Source organism: Reyranella sp., from assembly GCF_965227665.1.
Lineage (GTDB): Bacteria > Pseudomonadota > Alphaproteobacteria > Reyranellales > Reyranellaceae > Reyranella.
In genome coordinates this window covers 4,984,509-5,006,628 of record NZ_OZ245767.1, presented here as the reverse complement: position 1 = coordinate 5,006,628, position 22,120 = coordinate 4,984,509, and the positions used below count along the sequence as shown (strand labels likewise).

The following is a 22,120-nucleotide window of genomic DNA, read 5'->3' as shown; positions in this document are numbered from 1 at the left end:
GACCTCCCGTCAACGTGAGCACCATGACGATGATCGGTCAGCACCATGACGATGATCAGGAGGATGAGGAAAATGGCACCGCCCGACAGGCTGTTGTCTCCTCAGTGGACCGGAGTCCACTCTGGTAAGATGTTCAGGCGAAGGCCACCGAGAACTCCGGGCCGCCGCAGTGCTTGCAGCGACCGACCCGAAACGCTCCACCGATCTGTTCCACCAGCGCCTGCACGATCTTCATGCCTAGTCCCTTCGACGCGGCCGGATCGAAGCCTTCGGGCAGCGGCGGCCCCGCGTTGCAAACCGACAGAAGATGTCCGCCCTCCGGCGGCTCTTCCAGCCGGACGGTGATGACAACCACACCATGCTTTGCTGCATTGGTGATAAATTCATTCACGATCAGACTAAGCGGCACGGCGATCGCGGCCGGCAGGTTTGCGTCGCAGCCCTCGACGACGATCGTCTGCTTGCGGCGCTCATCCGACGCGAGCATCGACCCGTATTCACCGCACAGCTCGCGGAGGAACTGCTTGAAGGCCACGGTCTTGTCGCTGTCGAGCGCATGCAGTCGCCGATGGACGCGGGCGAGTGTAGCCACGCGATTGGCGGCCGCCGAAAGATGCTCGGCCGCATCGGAACTGGGCATCGTCCGGCTTTGTAGCGACAGCAGGCTCACGATCATCTGCAGCCCGTTCAGCAGCCGGTGATCGGCTTCCATGCTCAAGACCTCGCGGGCGTGAATGAATTGGTCCTTCTGGCGCAGCAACGCTTCCTCGCGGGCAAGCTCCTCGCGCAAGCGGATTTCCGTGCCGCGACGTTCCTCGAGTTCTCGTTCGTAGCTGCCCACCGAGCGGGGCGCTTCCTTGCGCGGCCCCGCGCTGGTCGTGAAGACTCTTGAGAACAGGGATTGTTCGAATGCCATGAGGCCGACCTCCCCGATGTGCTCCGGACATTCCGAAGCCTGGTAACCTGGCAGGGCTGTACAGGGAGCCGTTTGATCCCGATCAAACGGGGACTGCATTCGCCCCCTGGGTATTGCCATGGCCCGTGGCGAGACAGCGACTCCCACCCAGGGACAACCCCATGCTTGCGCCCATTGCAACGCAGAGTCGAGACACAATGTCGGACTCCAGACAATCATGCGAATGCGACATGCGACGCATTCCCCTTTGCAGCGGGCTTCGGGCAGGACGACTCGACATTGCGATGCGGCAAGCGCAAGTTGAATCATGGCCTTGGCGCCATTGGGTGGTGCAATGCAGTCGTTCATTCACCGCAAGATTCCCGAGACGATCGAGGGCTACACGCCGAGACGAACCATCACGCTCACGTGTCAGGCCGGGCATGTCGTTGTGCCAGAAACAAGCGCATGAGCCGACGATCATCCGAGAAGCGGGACGCCGATTGGCGGGGACTGCCGCCAGCGGGTGCTTCGACGCCGCGGCGCGTCGAGAGGTGACAAGATGACAGAGCGCCAGCCGACCACGCGTGCCGACAACAGGCTGCTGGCATTGCTGCCGGCAAAGGACCGCAGGCGCCTGGAGAAGCATCTCGAGCGCATTCCCCTCACCTACCGGCAGTCGCTCTACCACGCACGCCAGCCGCTCGATTTCGTCTACTTCATCGAAACCGGCGTCGGATCGCTCGTCAACACCATGGCCAATGGCGCGGCAGCTGAAGTCGGTACGATCGGAAACGAGGGCATTGTCGGCTTGCCCCTGCTGCTGGGCGACGACCGCGCACCGACCAGCGTCTATGTCCAGGTCCCGGGCGAGGGCCTGCGCATGGGAGCCGCCCTGTTCAGCGCCGAACTGGCACGTAGCGCCTCGATGCGGCTTGTGATGTTGCGCTACGCTCATGCGCTGTTCAACCAGGTCGCGCAGTCGGCGGCGTGCAATCATTTCCACTCGCTGGAGCAGCGTTGCTGCCGCTGGATGCTGATGATCTGGCACCAGACCCACCTTCTCGCGTTGTTCGCCGCGCTCAGCATCGGCCTCGCCGTGACCGCCGTGTGGGGCCGCATGACCTTCCAGCGCTCCTGGCGCGCATGGGTCAGCCGGCATCTCATCGACGCGTGGCTGGGCGGCGACCGCTATCTTCACATCGAGTTGGGAAACGGCGAGCACCAGAACGCGGAATACCGGATCACCGAGGATGCACGGCTGGCGACCGACGCACCGATCGACTTCGTGGTAGAGCTGCTCGCGGCAGTGCTGACAGCCGGGACGTTCGTGATCGTGCTGTGGCACGTCGGCGGCGCATTGGAGGCCACGGTTCTGGGGGTGAGCTTCACCATCCCGGGATATCTCGTCGTCGCCGCCGTGGCGTATGCCGTCCTGACCACCGGCACGCTGATGATCGTCGGCCGGCACATGATCGGGGTCATCGAGTCGAAGAACCAGGCCGAGGCGGAACTGAAGTACGCCGTAGCGCACCTGCGCGAACGGGCAACCCGGCGCATGTCGCCCGGCGATGTCCAGGAGGCGGCGTCGGAAGTCGCTATGGCATTGGGCGACGTCCTGCGCGAATGGCATTACCTGGCCTGGCAGTATATGCGCACCACCTACATCTCCCATGGCAACGCCTTGCTGGCGCCGCTGGTCGGCCTGATTCTGTGCGTCCCGCACTATGTGCAGGGCACGATGCTGCTGGGAGACGTGACCCAGGCGGCCGCGGCGTTCGTCGCCGTCCAGGGTGCCTTCAATTGGCTGATCGACAACTTCCCGCGTCTCGCCGAATGCCTTTCATCGGCCAATCGGGTCGGCAACCTGCTCCTGGCCTTCGATCAGCTCGAGACGGCGGAAGGGACGCCCGCCCCGGCTGGCAACGGCGATCGGAAAGGTCCCTCGCTTCGCCCGTAGCGACACGCTAAGAGCGGTCGCATGATCCGCCGCCTGTACGATTGGGTAATCCGCCTCGCCCAGCACAAGAACGCAATTCCCGCGATGGGCGTGGTCTCCTTCATGGAGAGTTCGTTCTTTCCGATCCCGCCCGACGTCATGCTGGTGCCGATGGTGCTGGCCAACCGGGAGAAGGCCTTCCGCATCGCCCTGGTCTGTACCGTCTGCTCGGTGCTGGGGGGACTCTTCGGCTACGCGATCGGCTACTTCTTCTTCGAGACGCTGGGCGCCTGGGTGGTGAAGACATACGGGCTGCAGCACGGCCTGGCGACCTTTCGTGCAGGGTTCGAGCAGTACGGGACCTGGATCATCCTCATCAAGGGCCTGACGCCGATCCCCTACAAGCTGGTGACCATCGCCTCCGGCGCAGCGCATTTCGACCTGTTCACGTTCGTGTGGGCGTCCATCGTGACGCGTGGCCTACGCTTCTTCCTCGTGGCAGCCTTGCTCTGGAAGTTCGGGGAGCCGATCCGGGCCTTCATCGAGAAGCGCCTGACATTGCTCACCTGGATTTTCCTGTTCGCCCTGATCGGCGGCTTCGTCGTCATTCGATTTCTCTTCTAGGACTGCTCGATGGCTGCCACGCAGCGCCTCCCCCTCCCCAGCCAGCTCGGCCTCGTCGCCCTCCTCGGCAGCGGCCTGATGCTGGGTGCCGCCCTGTTCTTTCAGTACGTGATGGGTTTCCCGCCATGTGAGATGTGCCACTGGCAGCGCTGGCCGCACATCGTCGCCATGGTGGCTGGCCTCGCGGCCTTCGCCTCGTCGGGCCAGCCGCGCCTCGCCACCTGGTTCATGGTGATCGCCATCGCCGCCATCGCGGTGACGTCGGCGATCGGGATCTTCCATGCCGGCGTCGAATACCGTTGGTGGGCGGGCCCGCAATCCTGCACCGGCACCATACCGACCGGCCTTTCGCCGGAAGAGCTGAAGAAGCACCTGTTCGGGGCAAAGATGGTTCGCTGCGACGCGATCGTGTGGTCGCTGTTCGGCATCTCGATGGCTGGCTGGAACGCGATCCTGTCGGCCATCCTGGCCGTCGGCTTGGCCTCCGGCCTGTCGCGCACGGCCAGGACACGCTGAGGTTCCCATGATGAAGACCGGCGCCAACCGCAACCCCGGCGATCCCGAGCCCCGCGAGGTGGTCGAACGCACGATCCGCGTCGATCAGGCCGGCGAGTTCGGCGCCGTGCGCATCTACGAGGGCCAACTGGCGGCGCTGCGCTGGACCGGCCGCTCCAACAGCGAGACCGGCCGCCGCATCCAGCACATGGCGGCCCAGGAACGCGAACACAACAAGGTGTTCGATCGGCTGCTGGTCGAGCGCCGCGTGCGGCCGACCGTGCTGTCGCCCCTGTGGAACGTCGCGGGCTTCGCGCTGGGCGCCGCCACCGCCCTGATGGGTGACAAGGCGGCGATGGCCTGCACCGTCGCCGTCGAGGAGACGATCGAGGAGCACTACGCCCACCAGGCCGCCAGGCTCGGCGACGACGAGGCGGATCTGCGCACGACGGTCGAGAAGTTCCGCGCCGAGGAGATCGAGCATCGCGACACGGCGCTGGCCGCCGGCGCCGAACAGGCGCCCGCCTACGAGGCGCTGTCGGCGGTGATCAAGACCGGCTCCCGCCTCGCGATCTGGCTGTCGACGCGGATCTAGCGCACCAGGGCTTTCGCAAACGAAAGCCCTAGCCCTGATCCAGCTCGGAATCCCAGTACAGGAAATCGCGCCAGCTTTCGTGCAGGTAGCCCGGCGGAAACGCCCGCCCATGTTCCTGCAGCAATTGCGTCGAGGGCTCGGCCGGCGCACAGCGCAGAACCAGCCCGCTCTCCTTGAGCAGCATGTTGCCCTTCTGGAGATTGCAGGGGCTGCAGGCGGTGACGACGTTTTGCCAGCTGGTGCGGCCACCGCGCGACTTCGGGATCACGTGATCGAAGGTGAGCTCGTTGGTCGCGAAGTCGCCATTGCAATACTGGCAGGTGAAGCGGTCGCGCAGGAAGACATTGAAGCGCGTGAAGGCCGGCCGCCGGGCCGCCGGTACATATTCCTTGAGCGCGATGACGCTGGGCAGCCGCATTTCGAAGGTCGGGCTGTGGATCGTGCGGTCGTACTGGGAGACGACGCTGACGCGGTCGAGGAAGACCGCCTTCACGGCGTCCTGCCAGGACCAGACGGACAGGGGAAAATACGACAGCGGCCGAAAATCGGCGTTGAGCACCAGCGCGTGGCAGGACTCAAGGCCGGGCGTCACGGCTAGGCCCGCCGCCGCAGAGTGGGACTACTCGGAAAGTCGATCCGGTCCAACATGCTGGGCATAGTGGCCCGACTCCCGGCGAAACACAATATCCGGGAGCGACCGTCACCGACATGTCATGAGTGTCCAGGTCCTAGCGGCTGAGACGCTCCCGGGCCCCGGCCTCTGACCCGAGGGTGGCTGCGGCGGTCGCCAACGCCACCACCGAGAGCACCATCACGGCGGCATAGCCGCCGGTGAGGTCGTGCAGCACGCCGCCGATCCAGGCGCCCAGAAAGCCGCCCAGCCCCATGCCGATGGCGATCAGCCCGTAGATGCGGCCAAAATGCGCGCCGCGATAACGCAGGGTCGCCAGGGTCGAGATCATCGGCCCGCGCGAGCCCATGCTGCCGCCGAACAGCAGCACGAACGTCCACAGCCAGAAATCGTCGCCTGGCCCACGCACCATCGCCAGCGCCCCGACCCCGGCGATCGAGCAGGCATAGGCCAGGATCGCCGCCAGCCGGCGGCCGCCCCGGTCGGCCAGCCACGAGAAGCCGATCATGCCGAGCGGCGTCAGGAAGCCCGCCACCGCCATCGCACGCGCCGCGTACGAGCCGTCCATGCCGCGCTCGAGCAGATAGACCATGGTCTGCGGCATCAGCGCGAAGATGCCGATCGAGGTCAGGGCGAACGACGAGGTGAGCGCCCAGAACGGCCAGTCGCGCAACGCTTGGCGCACCGTAAGGCCGGGCGCAGCCGTCTCGCGCAGCTTGGCGAGGCCCGGCGCGCCGCGCTCGATCGTCTTCCACGGCAGCACCAGCAGCAGCAGGATGAAGGCCGCGCTCACGCCGGAGAAGACGAGATAGGCGTGGCGCCAGCCGTCGGTCGCGATGAGATATTGCGCCGCCGGAAAGGTCGCCATCGCACCGACGCCGGAGGCCGACCAGGAGACGGCGAGCGGCACGCCCAGCCGATTGGCCGGGAACCACCGGCCGATCAAAGACGACGACAGGATCCCCGACAGGGAGGCCGCGCCGAATCCCATCATCAGCCCGAGCGACAGATAGAGGTGCCAGAGATGGCTGGCCTGCGAGGCGACCGCGGTGCTGGCCGCCGCCGCAACCACGCCGACCACGGTGAGGGTGCGCAGGCCGAAACGGTCCAGGATCCAGCCGGTGATCGGCGCGGCGGTGCCGCCGACCAGCAGCGCGAAACTGTAAATCAACGTGACCGAGCCACGATTGGCGTCGAAGGCGTGCTGCAGCGCCGGCACGAAGACGAGGAAGGTGTCGCTGATCGAGCGACTGGCCACGCCGAGCGCAAAACACAGCGCCACGAGCGCCCACGGCAATGCCGATCCCATCGCTTCCACCCTCGACGAGCACGAGCGGCGATGCAAGCCGGTTGGCGACCCGGCAGGCTTGCATTCTCCGCATGCGCGCGGCAGCTTCGGCGCCCGGTTTTCACGCTGCGAGGGCCACGGTGGACGACACTCTCATCATCCCGGCCGGCTTCAACGGCCCGCGCCTCTCGGGCAATGGCGGCTATGTCGCGGGCGCGCTGGCGGAGCGTTACACCAGCGCGTTCGGCGGCGATGCCGCCGTCGAGATCACCCTGCGCGCGCCGATTCCCATCGAGACCGAGATGAACCTCGTGCGCGAGGGCGCGGTGCTGATGATGCGCGACGGCAACACGCTGATCTGCGAGGCGCGCGCCGGAAAAGTCGACCATCTCGATCCACCGAAGCCGCCGTCCGATTGGGATGCGGTGATGCAGCAAGACGCGGTCGGTGGCTGCGGCGAGGGCAGCGACTTCCAATGGTGCCTCGTCTGCGGTCGCAGCCGCGGCGTCGGTGACGGGCTTCGTGTATTCGGCAGCCACTCAGGCAATGGCTCCTCCCTCTCCTGCTACGTTCCGCACGCCAACCACGCCGACAGCGACGGCCGCATCCGGCCGGAATTCCTGTGGGGCACTCTCGACTGTCCCGGCGCCTGGGCCGCCCAGGATCCCGACGACATCCGCCCCGCCCTCACCGGCCGCATGACCGCCAAGGTGTTCGACCGCCCGAAGGTCGGTGAACGCTGCGCCGTCGTCGGCTGGCGCATCGGCGCCGAGGGCCGGAAGCTCTATTCCGGCACTGCGCTCTACACCGAGTCCGGCCGCCTGTGCGCGCTCGCGCATTGCACTTGGATCGTGCTCAAGGAGTAGAAACTGCGCGCCGCAGCCTGATCGAAGCCAGAATCGCCAGCGCCGCACAGGCCAACAGGAGAATGTCCATTCCGGCGATCGGCCAAAGATGGCTGTTGCCGAGGCTGCGGGCCAGGTGATCGCCGGTGGTGATCCAATTGAGCATGACAGCAAGCAGGCCGAGCGCGGAGATGATGACGCATTGCTCGCGCCACGCCGCACGCGGTCGCAGCCAGGCATGGGCGAAGGTCGCCAGCCATGAAAGGTAGAACGTCCAGATCTCCAGTGCGGCGCGATCGTAGCCGGCGAACGCAACCCCGAGCGGCATCAGCCGATTGGCGACGAAGAACGCCAGGGTCGCAATGACGATACCCGTCACCGATCCGACCGTGAGGCCTTCGACCAATGGCACGCCCCTCGACGCCTGCCGCTCGTGCTTCCGGCGCCGGGATTCGAGCCAGAACAGGAAGCCTGTGGCGATCAGCACGCAGCCCACGAGCCCCAGGCCGAAGTAGGCCCAGCGCAAGGTCCAGTGGCGGAACTGGATCACATGCAGGCCGAGGATGAAGCGCTCTGCCGCGAGGACCGGCTTGATGTCGGAGCGCCGGTGCAGAAGCCGGCCCGTCGCGGCGTCGAAATAGGCCGCGTCGCCCAGGACATTGACATGATCCTCGCGCGGGCGACTGACCTCCACGTAAGAGGCCGCGTCGCCCGGATGATTCACGAAGACGATCACCGCCCCCGCGGCCGTCCATGCCCGCCGCGCATCGGCGACCATGGCATCGAGCGATGCGACGTCGCCGGGCCGATCGAGCCTTGGACGGGAAAAGCTGTCGAGCGAATCGCGGACGAAGGCCCGGCGATCACCGCCGTACGTGAGTTGCACGGTTCCGGGAAAGTAGGTCGCAAAGAAGATAACGAGACCTGACAGCGTGATGATGAAATGAAACGGCAGCCCGACCACCCCTGTCACATTATGGAGGTCGAGAATGAGCCGGCGCGGCATCCTCGCGGCCCGGAAGGTGAAGAAGTCGGCAAAGATCTTCCGGTGGATCACGCCCCCCGACACGCAGAGCACCAGCATCGCCATGCCCGCGAACCCGACGATCCAGGCGCCGAGTCGGCCCGCCCGGATGTGCAGCATGTAGTGGAACGGGTAGAGGAAGCCGGTACCGGCCAGCGTGCCCGGATCGGGCAGTGCCGCGCCGGTGGCGGGATCGAGATAGCGGAGGACCGGCCCGGCCTCGCCCGACCAGTGCACCCGGATTGCAGGTTGGCGCTCCGTCGGGAAGATCGCGGACAGGAACGCAGACCTTGCCGCCGCCGCCTCCGCGATTGCCGGTCGAATCACGTCGGCGGAGGTGAATGGGCCACCAGCCTGTAGCCGCGTCATCGGCATCATCCAGAGGTCAATCTCGCGGTCGAATACCGAGAGCGTACCCATCCAGAAGATCGCGAACAGGAGCCCCCCTGTCACAATCCCCGCCCAGGTGTGCAGCCAGTTCATGGAAGCTCGAAAGGTCGGCTCCATGGCAGCTCAGTCCGCCGGTAGCCGCTTCAGAAATTCGCCGTCAGCGAGACACGGAAGGTCCGCGGCGTGCTCAGCGAAAGGGTCGTGGTGCCGCCGCCTCCTGCCCAGTAGTTGGCGTCGAGCAGGTTATCGACGTTGAAGCGCGCGATCAGGAGGTTGCCCTTGGCGCCGGGATTCTCGAAGGCATAACGGGCGCCGATGTCGAAGCGCGTCCAGTCCGGCAGGCTGCGGCGCGGAAACGTCGTGTCGATGTACTGCGAGCCGGTATAGACGACGCGACCGTTCACGGTGAGGCCCGGCACGAACGGAAGATCCCATTCGCCGGAGAGATTGAGATTGAAGGCCGGCGCGAAGGGCGCCGTCCATCCATCGGTCAGGCCTCCCTGGGTCCTGGTCATCACCGCGTCGAGAAGCATGAAGCCTCCGAGCAGCCGGACACCCTCCGCCGGCTCGCCGAAGAAATTGAACTCGAGGCCGCGGTTGCGCTGCTCTCCGCCCAGCACCTGCGTGTTGGTCGCGACATCGGTGATGAGGGTCGGCTGCGAGATCTGGAAGAGGCTGGCCGTTGTGGTGAGCTTGCCCCAGTCGACCTTGAGGCCGACCTCGTACTGCGTCGACTTGTAGGGCGGGAAAGACTGGCCCGCATTCGCGAACTGCGCGCCCACGGTCGTGCCCTCCTGGAGCCCCTGTATCCAGTTGCCGTAGACGGTGACGTTCTGCAGCGGCTTCATCACCAGCGCCACCGACGGGCTGAGAGCGCTCTGATCGTAATTTGCCGTCTGTACCCCGGTGATGTTGTTGAAGTTGGCGGTCGTGACCTGCTGGAGGCGTGCGCCGACCGTCAACTGAACACGCTTCTGCGCCGAGGAGATCGTGTCGGCCAGCCCCAGGGTCGAGAATGTCGCGGTGCCCGCCTTGTTGGCGGCGGGCGTCGGAATATTGGGTCGCGCCGTGACCGTCGTGTTGTAGACGTTCGTCACGACGTTCGGTAACCGCGCCACGCCCGTGCCGAGCGTCCGATCGTAGGTCGTGGCGATCGCCGAGAATTCATGTCCGACAGGCCCCGTATCGACCAGGGCCCGCAGGCCAGCCTCGGCCGTCAGGAAGGTGGCGTAGGTGCTGAAGTTGAGAGCCGTCGCCGTCGCCGTCCCGTTCGCGTCTGTGATGGTCACCGCCGTGCCGGCATTCATCTGCGCCCCCCGATAGTCATGCGCCCCAAACGCGGCATAGGCGGTGACCCGCTCCGTGATGTCGACCTCGGCACGGACCACCCCGAAGATGTCCTTGTTCGTCTGGTAGTTCCAAGGCTGTCCGAAGTTCTTGCGAGCGTTGGGAGCCCACGGCAAAGGCAGATTGTTGGCTACGCCGAGATATGGAATCATGCCGCCGACATACTGATTCTGAAAGCCGAGATCTGCGCTGAGCCGCACGCGCTCGCCGCGATAGTCCAGTCCCAGAACGGCCAGCGCCCTCTGGTCGCTGTTCCACTCGGTCTCCGTCTGCCCGGCCCTGAATACCCCGTTGAAGCGCACCCCGAACTGCTTGTCCGGTCCGAACCGGCGCGCGATGTCGGCATGCCCTCCGAACTGCCCGGCCGACGCATAGTTTGCCGTGAGTTGCGTCAGGCCTTCGTCCGGCGCACGCTTGGGAACCACGTTGACCGTGCCGCCGATCGAGTTCAGCGGAGGCATGCCGTTCAGCATGGCGCTCGGTCCCTTCAGCACTTCGGTTCGCTCGGCGAGCTCCTGCATGATGGTGACGTTCGGGAGCATTCCGTAGAGTCCGCCGTAGGTCGCACTGGTGTTCTGAACCGAGAAGCCCCGGATATACATCGTGTCCGCCCCCGACCCGCCGTCCGGCACCCAGAAGCGCACGGACGGATCGTCGATCAACACGTCCCTGACCGTCTTCGCCTGCTGGTCCTGCGCCTTCTTGGCCGTGTAGTTCGTCTGGTTGAAGGGCGTGTCCATGACGCCGCGATTGCCGAGCAGTCCGAGTTGCCCACCGGTGGCCACCTGCCCGCCGGCGTAAGGCGGCGGGATGTTGTCGATCATCGCCTGCTGGGGCACCGGGAAGACGCCCTGCACCTGCACGGGATCGAGCTGCAGGGCACCGGCCCCCGCGGGTCCGCCGCTTCCCACCGTGACGGCGGTCGGCGAGGTGAAGCGATAAGGGACGCCCGTACCACCGAGCAATTGCTGCAGTGCTTGGGGAGCTGTCATGGCACCTGAGACAGCCGTGCTCGTCTTGCCCGACACCGAAGCGGAATCGACAAGGACCTGGATGCCGGATTGCCGGCCAAACGCGGTCAGCGCCGTTCCGAGGTTTTGCGCGGGGATATTGAAGTTGGTCGTGGCGGTCTGGGCCAGCAGCGGGCTCGGCGCGGAGGTGCCATCATCGGCCAAGGCCTGCCCTCGTCCCACCGTGACCATCGAAAGCGCGGCAACGAACGACAAGGCCGCGACGCGCGGGATACCGGTAGACAAACGCAAGGCACACTCCCCCCGAAGACCGTGCCGGCGGGACCACGGATATATGTCACGAGCCGGCATGAGCCGGCCTTCTGGAGAACGACGGCGAAGGCCCGGGCGAATTAACGAGCGCTCAGGAATAATCTTCGAGCGATAGGCTCTCTTGAGATCAGCGCGACGAGATCACCGACAGGTACGGCGTGATCTCGATCAGCGAGCCCTGCTGCAGCTCGACGAGCGCCTGCAGGGCCTCGCTGGGCCGGCGCAGGTCGATCACGCCGGTGACGAGACGATCGGCGATTGCGGTGTCGCGGAATACGATGGCGCCGTGGCGATACCGCCCGAGCTGCTCGACGACCTCCCGGACGGGCATGTCGTAGACGACGAGGCGACGATCGCGCCATGAGGCGACGTCTTCGGACGCCACCTGCCCTCTTGCGATCTTGCCTCCGCGGCTGACCTGGAGCCGATCGCCACGGCTCAGGCCACTGGCCACGCCTGCGCCGTCAGCCACGTCGACGCTGCCCGCCTGGACGGCGACGGTGACTCCGCTTGCGGCCGTGGCGACGCTGAAGGCGGTACCCGTGACCGTCACGGTGACGCCGTCGGCGCTCACCACGAAGGGACGCTCCCGGTTCGGCGTGACCTCGAAGAAGGCCTGGCCGGAGAGCAGCTCGACCTCGCGCCGGGACGCGACGTAGCGCACGGCAATGGCACTGCCGGCGTCGAGGGCAACCTTGCTGCCATCATCGAGGGTGACATCGCGTTGCTCGGCGATACCGGTGAGATGGTCGGCACGCAGGTGAAGCTGGATCGCCGGCAGAAAGACCAATGCAACGCCTGCCGCCATCACTCCCATCGCGACGGCGGCGGCGCGACGCCATGGACGCCTCGGGCGGCGGGCGTCCGCGATCGATACGACGGTGTCAGGCGCAGCCGGCGGTGCGAGGTCCGACGACAGACGCCAGACCGGCTCCACGATGGCATAGGCCGCGCGGTGCCTGTCGCTCTCTGCGAGCCATGCCTCGAACTGCGCGCGCAGGGTCGCATCCTGCGGCGCCGCGTCGAGCCGCATCAGCCACTCCACGACCTCGGCCCGTAGAGGCTGGCTCTTGCCTGGCGCTGAGTTCAAGACCCGTGGCTCCTCGATGGCGACACGCGACGGACGCGTGGCTCCCTCACTAGACGGCTGGCATCGCGGAGTTTTAATGCGCCGCCATTGAAATGCCCATTCACTCTTCCGGCCCATTGATCCGGAGCGTGCAGTGGAGGACCGCGTCCTGCACCATCTTGTGGGCGCGGGGGATCGAAACCCCCAGCCGTTCGGCGACTTCCTTCAGGGGGCGCCGCTCCACCCGGTACATCCTGAAGGCGATCTGGGTGCGCTCGGGAAGCTCGGAGACCAGCCCTTCCAGCACGCGCAGCTCGTCGCGATAGTAAAGTACGCTTTCTGCGGAGGGCGCGTCGGAGGCCACACTCTCGAGGATGCTCTCCGAGACCGCCTGCGGGGCGTTGCGCGAGGCGCGGCTCAGCCAGTCGAGCGCCAGATTGCGGACGATCGCGTAGAGATAGTTGGTCGGCTGGGCGATATGTTCGCCGTCGCGCGCCCGCGCGGCAAAGCGCAGCCACGCTTCCTGGACCACGTCCTCGGCACTCGCACGGTCGCGCACGATCCCGCTGGCATAGTTCAGCAGATCGCTGCGGTGCTCGATATAGATCGCCAGCGCGGAGTCAGCGGGTGGCATCGAAGCGCATTTTGCGAATGGTTCGCATTAGCCAACTCTATAAGGGTCGCCCGATCCTCACACAAGCGGCAGCGCGCGCTTGCGTCCGGCGATGCGGCTTACCTGGATCAGGCGCGGAGAGTAGCGTGTGAGAATGTCATCGCTCCTCGTCGTCCTCGCCGCCGGCATCGCGGCATTTGCCCTCCTGCTGAAGTTCGGGCCGGGTCTGGAACGGGATACGCCCGACATCTTCGTTGCCGGGCTCGCTGCGGTGAACATCGCGAGCATCCTCGGCCTCGGATGGCTCGCGCTCGAGATGCTCATCCATGACGGCGTGATGGTCCTGGAGATTCTGAGCTGTGTCGTTGCGATGTCGCTCCTGGCCGGGAGCACCGCCGGCGCCCTCGCGCTCGAGCGTCGAGGCAGGAAGAAGATGGCGATCATCCTGTCGGGGGTCACGGCCCTGCCGGCGGTCTTCGTCTACGGCTTTCTGGTCTATCTTGAGGCCAATCCGATCGACTGGCGCTGACGCGGTCAGCGCTCGCGGACGTAGATCACCGCCGCCTCGTCGGCATAGGCCTGACGCCAACCCGGCAGGCGAGCGAGCAAACGATTGGCCGGCTGGTCGGGCGGCATGAAGGTCCAGTCGATGCGGTTGCGTTCGAGCAGCTGCTCCAGCGGCTCGCCGCCGCGCAGGCCGATCGTGTCGGCATAGCGCCGGATGAAGTCGCGGCCGTAAAGCTCGCCGCGGCCGTCGATGAAGGTCGGCACGCCGGCATGGATGAGATAGCCGCCGAACACATAGTGGTTGAGCACGCGGCCGCCGAGGCCCGACTGCTTCACATAGGCCATCGCGGTCGAGGGCATGGTCGAGAGCGGCGGCACGATGCCGCCATAGCGCACGAGGCCGAGCGCGATCAGCGCGCAGCAGCCGACACCCACTGCGGCGGCGGCACGCCCGGCCGGCAGCGCCAGCGCCGCGGCCTGTGCGGCGAGTGAACCGCCGTGAGCGGCAGCCGGATCCGGCCTCAGCGCCGGCCACTGACGTGCCAGCAGCGGCGCCAGCGCCAGCGGCGCGAGCATGGCCAGCAGCTCGGCATTGAAGGCGTAGCGCAGATAGAGGTGCAACAGGCCGAGCACGATCAAAAGCCGCAGCAGCGGCAGCTTCAGGCCGCGCGACAGGGCCGCATAGAGGGCGATCAGGAGCACCAGCTCCTGCAGCGGCGCCTTCTGGAAGTCGGGCGACTTCCATTCCGCGATGAAGGCCAGCGTGTCGTCGAGGGCGAAGATGCGCAACGTCACCCAGATCGATTCGGGGCCGTAGGGCGTGATGCAGGCCGCGACGAACGAGGCCACGCCAAACTTCGCCCAGCCGGACAGCAATGCCTTGCGCTCGGCGGCATCGCGCGCGCCGACCACCGCCTCGACTGCGAAGGCGACGCCCAGCAGCAGACCCATGATGAAACTGCCGTGCAGGTTGGCCCACAGCAGCATGACGAGCAGCAGAAGCGGCGCGGGCGCCCGGCGCTCCTCGACGGCGCGCACGAGGCCCGCCATCCAGACCAGCATGAACGGAAAGGCAAGCACGGCCGGCCGCGCGAGGAAGTGCGGCAAGGTCATCGCGATGGCGGCCAGCACGAACACCGCGGCCGGCAAGGGTCGCAGATCGCGCAGCAGGAGACGCAGCATCATCGCGAACGAGACGGCGAGCGCGCCCGCGGCCAGCACGGTAACGCCGCCCCAGCCGCCGAGCTTGAACGCGACCGCCATCAGGAGCTGCGACAGCCACTCCTTGGCGATCCACGGGTGGCCCGCGAAGGAAAAGGAGAATGGATCGACCGTCGGGACCGCGCCCTTGGCCAGCATCCAGTTGCCGACGGCGATGTGCCAGTGGGTGTCGGGATCGGCCAGCAAGGGCAGGCCGCTGCCATTGGCGAGGCAGATGAAGAGGAGCAGGCCCAGCACCAGCGGCCAGGACAGCGACCATGCCGAACGCGGTTGTACCGCGACCGTCGACTCGTCCTCGGGATAATCAGGGGAAACCGTGAGGCCGGAAGTGACGGCCATGCAGGGGTGGCTCCGAATTCAGGGGAACAAGCACCCCTAATCAATTGATATACATTACAATTTCTTTGAACACCACTAATAGATTGCAGTGCGCGAGCGACGGCGGGATCGTGCCTCCGGCCACTGCGTTAAAGGAAAGACGATGCAACCCGCGCCCCTCCTCAAGGATCTCGTGCTCGTGGGCGGCGGCCATTCGCATGTCCATGTCGTGAAGAGCTTCGGTATGAAGCCGATGCCGGGCGTGCGGCTCACGCTGATCGGGCGGGACATCGAGACGCCCTATTCCGGCATGATCCCGGGCTTCGTGGCCGGGACCTATTCCTTTGACGAGTGCCACATCGATCTCGCGCGACTGTGCGCTTGGACCGGCGCGCGTCTGATCCATGCCGAAGCAATCGGGCTTGATCGCGCCAACCGGCAGGTGCTGCTGAAGGATCGGCCGCCGGTCTCCTACGATCTCGTGTCGCTCGATGTCGGCTCGTCCCCAAGCATGGGCGCGATCGCGGGCGCGGCCGAGCATGCGACGCCGGTGAAGCCCATCGCCGAACTCGGCCGGCGCTGGCTGGGCTTCCTGGAGCGGGTCAAGGACTGGCAGGGCGCGCTTCGCATCGCGGTGATCGGCGGCGGCGCGGGCGGCGTCGAACTGGCGCTGGCGATCGACCATCGGCTGCGCCAGGTCGCGCACAACGCCGAGGTCTCCGTCATGCTCGCCACCAAAGGCGAGATCCTGTCAGGCCAGGCGGTGGCGGCGCGGCGACGCATGCGCGCCATCTTCGCACGCCGCGGCGTGCGGTTGATCGAGAACGCCGCGACGACGAGCATCGATTCCGACGCGATTGAGCTCGACACCGGCGAGCGGCTGCCGGTCGACGACGTGTTCGTGGTGACGCAGGCCAGCGCCGCCGCCTGGTTCGCCGGCACCGGCCTGCCGCTCGACCAGCGCGGCTTCTTCGCGGTGGAGCCGACCCTCGCCTCGAGCGGCGATCCTCTGGTGTTCGCCGCCGGCGACTGCGCCAGCGTCACGGCCCATCCGCGTCCCAAGGCCGGCGTATTTGCGGTACGTCACGGGCCGCCTCTTGCCGCCAACCTGCGCCGTGCCTTGCTGGGCCAGACGCCGGAACCCTTCACGCCGCAGCGCCGCTATCTCTCGATCCTGGGCACCGGTGACGGCAACGCCGTGGCGACTCGCGGCTCGTGGGCCTTCGAGGGCTCGTGGGTGTGGCGCTGGAAGGACCATATCGACCGCAAGTGGATGCGCATGTATCGCGAGCCGCCGGCGACGCCGATGAACCCGGCCGCCCACACCGCGCCGCCCGATCCGGCCCTGGCCGATGCCGAGGGCAGGCGCCTGCTGGCCGACAGGGGCATGCGATGCGGCGGTTGCGGCGCCAAGGTGGGCGCCGGCGTGCTCGATCGCGTGCTGGCACGGCTCGGTCCCTCGCCTGGCGCCAATGTCACGATCGGCCTCGACGTCCCCGACGACGCAGCGATGATCGAGGTGCCTGCGGGCCAGGCGCTGGTGCAATCGGTCGATTTCTTCCGCACCTTCATCGACGATCCCTTCACCTTCGGCGAAGTCGCCGCCGTGCATGCGCTGGGCGACGTCTGGGCGATGGGCGCCAGGCCGCACAGCGCGCTCGCCCTGGCGGTCGTGCCGGCGGCGGCCGAACGGCTGATGGAGGAAGACCTCTTTCAGATGCTGTCGGGCGCGCGGCGCATCCTCGACGGCGCGGGCTGCGCGCTGATCGGCGGCCATTCCGGCGAGGGGCCCGAGGCGGCGCTGGGCTTCTCGGTGAACGGGCTCGTCGTCGCGTCGCAAGCGCTTCGCAAGGGCGGGCTGCAGCCAGGCGACAAACTTGTACTGACGAAACCGCTTGGCACCGGCGTGATCTTCGCGGCTGCGATGCGCGGCATGGCGAAGGGGCGCTGGATCGAGAGCGCACTCGCTTCGATGCGCATGCCATCGGGCGATGCTGCACGTGCGTTGGTCGCCGCAGGTGCGCGTGCCTGCACCGACGTGACGGGCTTCGGCCTCGCCGGTCATCTCGCCGAGATGCTTCGTGCCAGTGGCGACGTAAGCGTCGAGCTGCATCTCGATTCGCTGCCGGTGCTTCCCGGCGCCATCGAATTGTTCGCGCAAGGCTTCATGAGTTCGCTACAGCCTGCGAATCTGCGTGCACGGCATCTCATCGAAGGTCTCGATCGCATGGCCGGTCACGCGAAGATTTCGCTGCTGTTCGATCCGCAAACCGCAGGTGGTTTGCTCGCGGCATTGCCCGCCGAAGCGTCGCTCAGCGACCACATGACTCACATCGGGACGATAAAATCACGCGAAGAATGCGTGACAGGGATAAGAATCGTGATCTAGATGCAACTCAGGAGCGGTGCGTCGTGCGCCGCTCCGTGATTTGAACAGGGAGATATAGATGGCTGCGAAGAAGAAGGTTGCGAAGAAGAAGGCGGTGAAGAAGGTCGTTGCGAAGGCGAAGACCAAGACTGCCGCCAAGAAGGTTGTGAAGAAGGCCGCCAAGAAGGCAGCGTCCAGCCGCAAGCGTCGCTAGACTGATGCGAGGGCCCGGCAACGGGCCCTCCAGCATCGGGAGGTGACGGCTATATGGCACACGCGAAAGCAAGCATCGGTACGACCAACTACGCGACTACCATCACGACCGGCCATGGCGGCCATCACAAGCTGACGGCCGACGAAGGCCCTGAACTCGGCGGCGCGGACGCCGGCCCCGCCCCCTACGATCTCCTCACTTCGGCGCTGGGCGCCTGCACCGTCATCACGCTCCGCATGTATGCCGAGCGCAAGCAGTGGCCGGTGACGGCGGTTCATGCCGACATCCATTTCAGCCGCGATGGCGACAAGCAGCGCATCGACCGGGTCCTTACGATCGAGGGCGCCGTCGACGACGAGCAGAAGAAGCGCATGGCCGACATCGCCGAACGGACACCGGTGACGCTCACCCTGAAGAACGGTCTGGAGATCAGAACGTCGCTGGCGTGAGAGGCGACCTTCGCCGATACTCCCGCGAATGCGAGTCGAAATCCTCTGTACCGGCGACGAGATCCTCACCGGCAAGACCATCAACACCAATTACAGCCACATCGCCCGCCGCCTCGTCGAGGTCGGGCTGGGCGTGCACTGGGGCACCACGGTCGGCGACGACCGCGAGAGCCTGCTGAAGGCCTTTCACCAGGCCGGGGAGCGCGCCGATGCGGTGATCGTGAACGGCGGGCTGGGACCCACGGTCGACGATCTCTCGCAGGAGGTCGCCGCCCAGGCCTGCGGCGTCGAGCTGGTTCTGAGTGACCACTGGATGACGCGCATGGAGGAATCCTACGCGCGGCGCGGGCGGGTCATGCCGCCCAACAACAGGAAGCAGGCGATGCTGCCGGCCAATGCCGAACTGATCGACAATCCGATCGGCACCGCCTGCGGCTTCGCCGTCACCATCGGCAAGGCACGCTTCTTCTTCACCCCCGGCGTGCCGCGCGAAATGCGTCGCATGCTCGACGAGCAGGTGCTGCCACGCCTCCTGGCGATGAGCGGCATCGCGGGCGTCACGCGTCTGAAGCGCTTCCACACATTCGGCATCGGCGAGTCGCGCGCCGACCAGATGCTGGGCGACATGGATGTCTTCAAGGAGAATGGCGGCATCAAGCTCGGCTTCCAGGCGCACTATCCGCAACTAGAGACCAAGCTTGCCCTGCGCGCCGACGACGAGACGGCATTGACCGCCCTGCTCGCCCCGGCCGAGGCAGAGGTGCGCCGGCGGCTCGGCAATTTCATCGTCGCCGAGGATGATCAAACCATCGAAGGCGTGATCCTGGGCAGGCTGCTGGCGACCGGATCGACCCTCGCGATTGCCGAGACCTTGACCGGAGGCCATCTCGCCGCGCGCATCGCCCCGCTCCCCGGCGCGGAACGGGCGTTCCGCCGCGGCACCATTGCGCGCGATCTCGCCGAACTCGGCGCCGCCGCGGTCGCGCCCGATCAGGCCGCCGCCGTCGCAAAGGCGCTGCGCGCTTCGAGCGGCACCAGCCACGCTCTGGTCGTGCTGCTCGAACTCGACGAGGGTGCCGACCGTCCCGACATGGGTGGCACGATCTGCATCGGTCTCGCCGACGCAGAAGGCACGGCGACGCGCCAAGCGCGTCTGGTCGGTGGCCGCGACTGGGTGCGTATCGGCGCGACCGAGCTGGCGCTCGACTGCCTGCGCCGTCACCTGCTCGGCCTGCCGTTCGACGAGCGCATCGACTTCGAACGCCGCTGAACCGGCCACCTTACTGAGCGGATAGGAGGATACATGGCTGTCGTCGAAACCGAGAAGCACGGGCAGATATTCGTCGTGCGGATGAACCGGCCCGATCGGCTGAATGCCCTCAATCACCAGATGCGGACGGAACTGTCCGCGGCGTGGAACGAATTTCGCGCCAGCCGAGAGCTGGAAGTCGCGATCTTCACCGGCGCCGGCCGCGGCTTCTGCGCCGGCGAGGACATGAAGGAGTCGCTGAAGGATGGTGCGCCGGGCGGTCGCCGTCCCGAAATCGAGGACCCGTTCATGTCGGGCAAGCTCGAGAAGCCGGTGATCGCCGCGATCAACGGCTTCGCCATGGGCGGTGGCTTCATGCTGGTCGAACGCACCGACCTGCGCGTCGCCGTGCGCGAGGCGGTGTTCGAGGTCTCCGAGGCGAAGCGCTGGCTGCTGGGCGGCTACAATCACGGCCACATCGCGAACCTGCCCTACCCCATCGCGATGGAGATGGCGCTCGGCTTCCGCTTCACCGCGCAACGCTTCTACGAGATCGGCTTCGTCAACCGGCTGGTCGATGCCGCCGAGCTGATGCCGACGGCGATGTCGATGGCCGAGCACCTGCTGACGCTGCCGCCGGCCTCACGTGTGAACACGGTTCATATGATGCGACAGATGCGCCCGGCACCGGGTCCCGATATGCAGCGCCTCGCCGAAGCCCTGCACGAGCATGGCGCCAAGAGCGACCTTATGGAATCGCGCGCCGCCTTCACCGAGAAGCGCAAGCCCAACTTCAAGGGCTGGAACGATCCGGAGGACCGCTACCGCCTGCCGACGATCGAGAGCCTGCAGAATAAGTAGAGCGACCGACTTCCGTCGTTCAGTACGCCTGTCCCTCGCACCGCGCGGCCAGCCTCTGGACGATCGCGCCCGCTGGGTTGGCATAATACACATGCGTGCCGTGCTGCTGGCCGCGCTGAACCACGATCGTGACCGTGTCGCCCGGCACGATGCCGGTCAGCACCACCAGATTGCGGTCGGCGAACTGAACGGAAGCGCGCACAGGCTGCACGCCGTTGTAGATCACGGTGGGCTCCCCGCCGCGGTTGATCAGGGCGAACCTGATGCCGTCGTCCGCCACGCAGACCGACTGACCGTCCGCGACTTCGGCCGGCGTGGGCCGGAGGGCGGCGGAGCGCGCCCCCACCATGCCGCCGATCGGCGCCGACATTGTAAGGGACGCGGGGCCAAACTGGCTCGGCTGATCGACCGGCGGGAGCGGCTTAGGTCTCGGGGACTCGCTCTCTTCGCGGTGCAGTGAGGACGCGGCCAGCATCGCGGCCGATCCAGCATCCCTCGCGGCGCGTGTGGCGAGATAACTACCAACGCCGAGGAAGGCCAGCACCACCACTGCAACGACCGTGAGCGATCGACGCCGTGCTGCTGCGTGCGCATGCGGCAGGTAAGGCGGCATCGGCGCGGCGTGGCGCGGCGCACGCGATCGGGCGGCCCGCGCCGCGTCGAGCGCCGCCCGCACCTTCGCATCATACCGCGTGCGGCTGTCGGGGTCGGAAAGCGTCTGATAAGCATCCGCGATCTGGCGAAAATTCAAGGCGGCCAGCTCCGGATTCCCCGTCGCGACGTCGGGATGATAGCGTTTGGCCAACGCCACATAGGCGGCACGGACCGTCGCTGCATCCGCGGTCCAGGGCACGCCCAGCACCAGATAGTGATCGACATCGATCCTCATCGCGTCGGCAGTCTAGACGGGCGTATGCTGCTTCTCAACAAAGCCAAATCCCGGAGGAAACCCAATGGCCTATCAGTCGATCGAAGTGCGCAAGCTGACGCCGTCCATCGGGGCGGAAATATTCGGCGTCGATCTCGGCAAGCCGCTCGGCAACCAGCAGTTCCAGGAGGTGCACGATGCCCTGATGGAGAACCTGGTGATCTTATTCCGCGACCAGAAGATGTCGATCGAGCAGCACAAGGCGTTCGGCCGGCGCTTCGGGCCGCTGCACGTGCACCCCAACGCACCCATCGCCTTCCCCGAGCATCCCGAGATCCTGGTGATCAAGGCCGACGAGAATTCGAAGCATGTCGCAGGAGAGGAGTGGCACAGCGACGTCTCGTGCGACCTGGAGCCACCGATGGGCTCGATCCTCCATCTCACCGAGGTCCCGACCGAGGGCGGCGGCGACACGCTGTTCGCCAACATGTACCGCGCCTACGACACGCTCTCCGACCCGATCAAGGAGATGTTGAAGGGCCTGACCGCGCTGCACGACAGTTCCAAGGCCCACTATTATCGCGTCAAGGCTACGGATCGCGACGACATCAAGTTCCCCAACGCCGAACATCCGGTCGTGCGCACGCATCCGGTGACCGGCCGGCAGAGCCTCTATGTCAATCGCGGCTTCACCCTGCGCATCGCGCAGCTCAAGCGCCACGAGAGCGACGCGCTGCTCGAGATGCTCTACCGTCACATCGAGACGCCGGAATTCCAGTGCCGCTTCAAATGGCAGCCCAACTCCGTGGCCTTCTGGGACAATCGCTGCGTCCAGCACCATGCGATGTTCGACTACTTCCCGCATCGCCGGTATGGCCACAGGGTCACGGTCTGCGGCGACAAACCGTTCCTGCGCCTGAACTGACGCGGGGCGGGCCGGCCTTTACAGCCGCCCGGCCTTCGCCCTATATCCCTCTCCATGCTGCGTTTCGCGACCAAAACGACCACGACCACCAAAACGACCACC

The 22,120-nt window shown here is 66.4% G+C and carries 21 protein-coding genes; 12 read left to right on the top strand and 9 right to left on the bottom strand.

What is annotated here, in order from left to right:
• Positions 1–133: 133 nt before the first annotated feature.
• Positions 134–916: a sensor histidine kinase gene (locus tag ACO07I_RS24200; protein ID WP_422011942.1), complete on the bottom strand. Its 783-nt coding sequence runs from the start codon at positions 914–916 to the stop codon at positions 134–136.
• A 541-nt stretch (positions 917–1,457) separates the two neighbouring features.
• Between ACO07I_RS24200 and ACO07I_RS24195 the strand changes: the two genes are divergently transcribed.
• The 4 genes from ACO07I_RS24195 to ACO07I_RS24180 are packed head-to-tail and all read left to right on the top strand — an operon-like array spanning position 1,458 to position 4,548.
• Positions 1,458–2,855, top strand: coding sequence for an SbmA/BacA-like family transporter (locus tag ACO07I_RS24195; RefSeq protein WP_422011940.1), 1,398 nt, complete (start codon positions 1,458–1,460; stop codon positions 2,853–2,855).
• Positions 2,856–2,876: 21 nt separating this feature from the next.
• Positions 2,877–3,458 (top strand): YqaA family protein, encoded by a 582-nt coding sequence (locus ACO07I_RS24190; RefSeq protein ID WP_422011938.1) that lies wholly within the window; start codon positions 2,877–2,879, stop codon positions 3,456–3,458.
• A 9-nt stretch (positions 3,459–3,467) separates the two neighbouring features.
• Entirely contained in the window at positions 3,468–3,974 is a 507-nt protein-coding gene (locus ACO07I_RS24185) for a disulfide bond formation protein B (protein WP_422011936.1), read from the top strand.
• A 7-nt stretch (positions 3,975–3,981) separates the two neighbouring features.
• The gene (locus ACO07I_RS24180; protein ID WP_422011934.1) at positions 3,982–4,548 is read left to right on the top strand and encodes a demethoxyubiquinone hydroxylase family protein; all 567 of its coding nucleotides are present in this window, start codon (positions 3,982–3,984) and stop codon (positions 4,546–4,548) included.
• A 28-nt stretch (positions 4,549–4,576) separates the two neighbouring features.
• Here ACO07I_RS24180 and ACO07I_RS24175 read toward each other — a convergent pair whose 3' ends face one another.
• Both ACO07I_RS24175 and ACO07I_RS24170 read right to left on the bottom strand, forming a co-directional pair.
• A complete protein-coding gene (locus ACO07I_RS24175) occupies positions 4,577–5,140 on the bottom strand; it encodes an HNH endonuclease (protein ID WP_422011932.1) in 564 nt (187 codons plus the stop codon).
• A 136-nt stretch (positions 5,141–5,276) separates the two neighbouring features.
• Entirely contained in the window at positions 5,277–6,488 is a 1,212-nt protein-coding gene (locus tag ACO07I_RS24170; RefSeq protein WP_422011930.1) for an MFS transporter, read from the bottom strand.
• Between the two features lie 119 nt (positions 6,489–6,607).
• On the opposite strand from ACO07I_RS24170, the gene ACO07I_RS24165 reads away from it, so the two are divergent.
• On the top strand, positions 6,608–7,333 hold the full coding sequence (locus ACO07I_RS24165; protein WP_422011928.1) for a hypothetical protein: 726 nt from the start codon (positions 6,608–6,610) through the stop codon (positions 7,331–7,333).
• Here the strand turns inward: ACO07I_RS24165 and ACO07I_RS24160 are convergent.
• From ACO07I_RS24160 to ACO07I_RS24145, 4 genes are all read right to left on the bottom strand, one after another.
• Positions 7,323–8,819, bottom strand: a complete 1,497-nt coding sequence (locus ACO07I_RS24160; RefSeq protein WP_422011926.1) for a PepSY-associated TM helix domain-containing protein — start codon at positions 8,817–8,819, stop codon at positions 7,323–7,325. The genes ACO07I_RS24165 and ACO07I_RS24160 overlap by 11 nt on opposite strands.
• Positions 8,820–8,869: 50 nt before the next feature.
• On the bottom strand, positions 8,870–11,335 hold the full coding sequence (locus ACO07I_RS24155; protein WP_422011924.1) for a TonB-dependent siderophore receptor: 2,466 nt from the start codon (positions 11,333–11,335) through the stop codon (positions 8,870–8,872).
• 148 nt (positions 11,336–11,483) lie between these two features.
• Entirely contained in the window at positions 11,484–12,446 is a 963-nt protein-coding gene (locus tag ACO07I_RS24150; protein WP_422011922.1) for a FecR family protein, read from the bottom strand.
• Between the two features lie 100 nt (positions 12,447–12,546).
• Positions 12,547–13,059, bottom strand: a complete 513-nt coding sequence (locus ACO07I_RS24145) for a sigma-70 family RNA polymerase sigma factor (protein WP_422011920.1) — start codon at positions 13,057–13,059, stop codon at positions 12,547–12,549.
• Positions 13,060–13,192: 133 nt separating this feature from the next.
• Here ACO07I_RS24145 and ACO07I_RS24140 point away from each other — a divergent pair, with 133 nt between their 5' ends.
• Complete coding sequence (locus ACO07I_RS24140) at positions 13,193–13,567, top strand: hypothetical protein (protein WP_422011918.1); 375 nt, start codon at positions 13,193–13,195, stop codon at positions 13,565–13,567.
• Positions 13,568–13,572: 5 nt separating this feature from the next.
• Here ACO07I_RS24140 and ACO07I_RS24135 read toward each other — a convergent pair whose 3' ends face one another.
• Entirely contained in the window at positions 13,573–15,105 is a 1,533-nt protein-coding gene (locus ACO07I_RS24135; RefSeq protein ID WP_422011916.1) for a hypothetical protein, read from the bottom strand.
• Between the two features lie 142 nt (positions 15,106–15,247).
• On the opposite strand from ACO07I_RS24135, the gene selD reads away from it, so the two are divergent.
• From selD to ACO07I_RS24110, 5 genes are read left to right on the top strand one after another with little or no spacing between them, the layout of a single operon-like run.
• Positions 15,248–17,473 (top strand): selenide, water dikinase SelD, encoded by a 2,226-nt coding sequence (gene selD, locus ACO07I_RS24130; protein WP_422011914.1) that lies wholly within the window; start codon positions 15,248–15,250, stop codon positions 17,471–17,473.
• A gap of 58 nt (positions 17,474–17,531) precedes the next feature.
• The gene (locus ACO07I_RS24125) at positions 17,532–17,666 is read left to right on the top strand and encodes a hypothetical protein (protein WP_298304601.1); all 135 of its coding nucleotides are present in this window, start codon (positions 17,532–17,534) and stop codon (positions 17,664–17,666) included.
• 53 nt (positions 17,667–17,719) lie between these two features.
• On the top strand, positions 17,720–18,115 hold the full coding sequence (locus tag ACO07I_RS24120) for an OsmC family protein (protein ID WP_422011911.1): 396 nt from the start codon (positions 17,720–17,722) through the stop codon (positions 18,113–18,115).
• A gap of 28 nt (positions 18,116–18,143) precedes the next feature.
• Positions 18,144–19,385 (top strand): CinA family nicotinamide mononucleotide deamidase-related protein, encoded by a 1,242-nt coding sequence (locus ACO07I_RS24115; protein ID WP_422011909.1) that lies wholly within the window; start codon positions 18,144–18,146, stop codon positions 19,383–19,385.
• A 33-nt stretch (positions 19,386–19,418) separates the two neighbouring features.
• The gene (locus ACO07I_RS24110; protein ID WP_422011907.1) at positions 19,419–20,225 is read left to right on the top strand and encodes an enoyl-CoA hydratase/isomerase family protein; all 807 of its coding nucleotides are present in this window, start codon (positions 19,419–19,421) and stop codon (positions 20,223–20,225) included.
• A 19-nt stretch (positions 20,226–20,244) separates the two neighbouring features.
• Here the strand turns inward: ACO07I_RS24110 and ACO07I_RS24105 are convergent, their stop codons facing one another.
• A complete protein-coding gene (locus tag ACO07I_RS24105) occupies positions 20,245–21,114 on the bottom strand; it encodes a J domain-containing protein (protein ID WP_422011905.1) in 870 nt (289 codons plus the stop codon).
• Positions 21,115–21,178: 64 nt separating this feature from the next.
• On the opposite strand from ACO07I_RS24105, the gene ACO07I_RS24100 reads away from it, so the two are divergent.
• A complete protein-coding gene (locus ACO07I_RS24100; protein ID WP_422011903.1) occupies positions 21,179–22,018 on the top strand; it encodes a TauD/TfdA dioxygenase family protein in 840 nt (279 codons plus the stop codon).
• Positions 22,019–22,120 lie beyond the last annotated feature (102 nt).

Bases quoted from the DNA above. Each gene is read 5' to 3' on its own strand.
- ACO07I_RS24200 (WP_422011942.1), bottom strand. From the start codon at position 916: ATGGCATTCGAACAATCCCTGTTCTCAAGAGTCTTCACGACCAGCGCG.
- ACO07I_RS24195 (WP_422011940.1), top strand. From the start codon at position 1,458: ATGACAGAGCGCCAGCCGACCACGCGTGCCGACAACAGGCTGCTGGCA.
- ACO07I_RS24190 (WP_422011938.1), top strand. From the start codon at position 2,877: ATGATCCGCCGCCTGTACGATTGGGTAATCCGCCTCGCCCAGCACAAG.
- ACO07I_RS24185 (WP_422011936.1), top strand. From the start codon at position 3,468: ATGGCTGCCACGCAGCGCCTCCCCCTCCCCAGCCAGCTCGGCCTCGTC.
- ACO07I_RS24180 (WP_422011934.1), top strand. From the start codon at position 3,982: ATGATGAAGACCGGCGCCAACCGCAACCCCGGCGATCCCGAGCCCCGC.
- ACO07I_RS24170 (WP_422011930.1), bottom strand. From the start codon at position 6,488: ATGGGATCGGCATTGCCGTGGGCGCTCGTGGCGCTGTGTTTTGCGCTC.
- ACO07I_RS24160 (WP_422011926.1), bottom strand. From the start codon at position 8,819: ATGAACTGGCTGCACACCTGGGCGGGGATTGTGACAGGGGGGCTCCTG.
- ACO07I_RS24145 (WP_422011920.1), bottom strand. From the start codon at position 13,059: ATGCCACCCGCTGACTCCGCGCTGGCGATCTATATCGAGCACCGCAGC.
- ACO07I_RS24140 (WP_422011918.1), top strand. From the start codon at position 13,193: ATGTCATCGCTCCTCGTCGTCCTCGCCGCCGGCATCGCGGCATTTGCC.
- ACO07I_RS24135 (WP_422011916.1), bottom strand. From the start codon at position 15,105: ATGGCCGTCACTTCCGGCCTCACGGTTTCCCCTGATTATCCCGAGGAC.
- selD (WP_422011914.1), top strand. From the start codon at position 15,248: ATGCAACCCGCGCCCCTCCTCAAGGATCTCGTGCTCGTGGGCGGCGGC.
- ACO07I_RS24125 (WP_298304601.1), top strand. From the start codon at position 17,532: ATGGCTGCGAAGAAGAAGGTTGCGAAGAAGAAGGCGGTGAAGAAGGTC.
- ACO07I_RS24120 (WP_422011911.1), top strand. From the start codon at position 17,720: ATGGCACACGCGAAAGCAAGCATCGGTACGACCAACTACGCGACTACC.
- ACO07I_RS24115 (WP_422011909.1), top strand. From the start codon at position 18,144: ATGCGAGTCGAAATCCTCTGTACCGGCGACGAGATCCTCACCGGCAAG.
- ACO07I_RS24110 (WP_422011907.1), top strand. From the start codon at position 19,419: ATGGCTGTCGTCGAAACCGAGAAGCACGGGCAGATATTCGTCGTGCGG.
- ACO07I_RS24105 (WP_422011905.1), bottom strand. From the start codon at position 21,114: ATGAGGATCGATGTCGATCACTATCTGGTGCTGGGCGTGCCCTGGACC.
- ACO07I_RS24100 (WP_422011903.1), top strand. From the start codon at position 21,179: ATGGCCTATCAGTCGATCGAAGTGCGCAAGCTGACGCCGTCCATCGGG.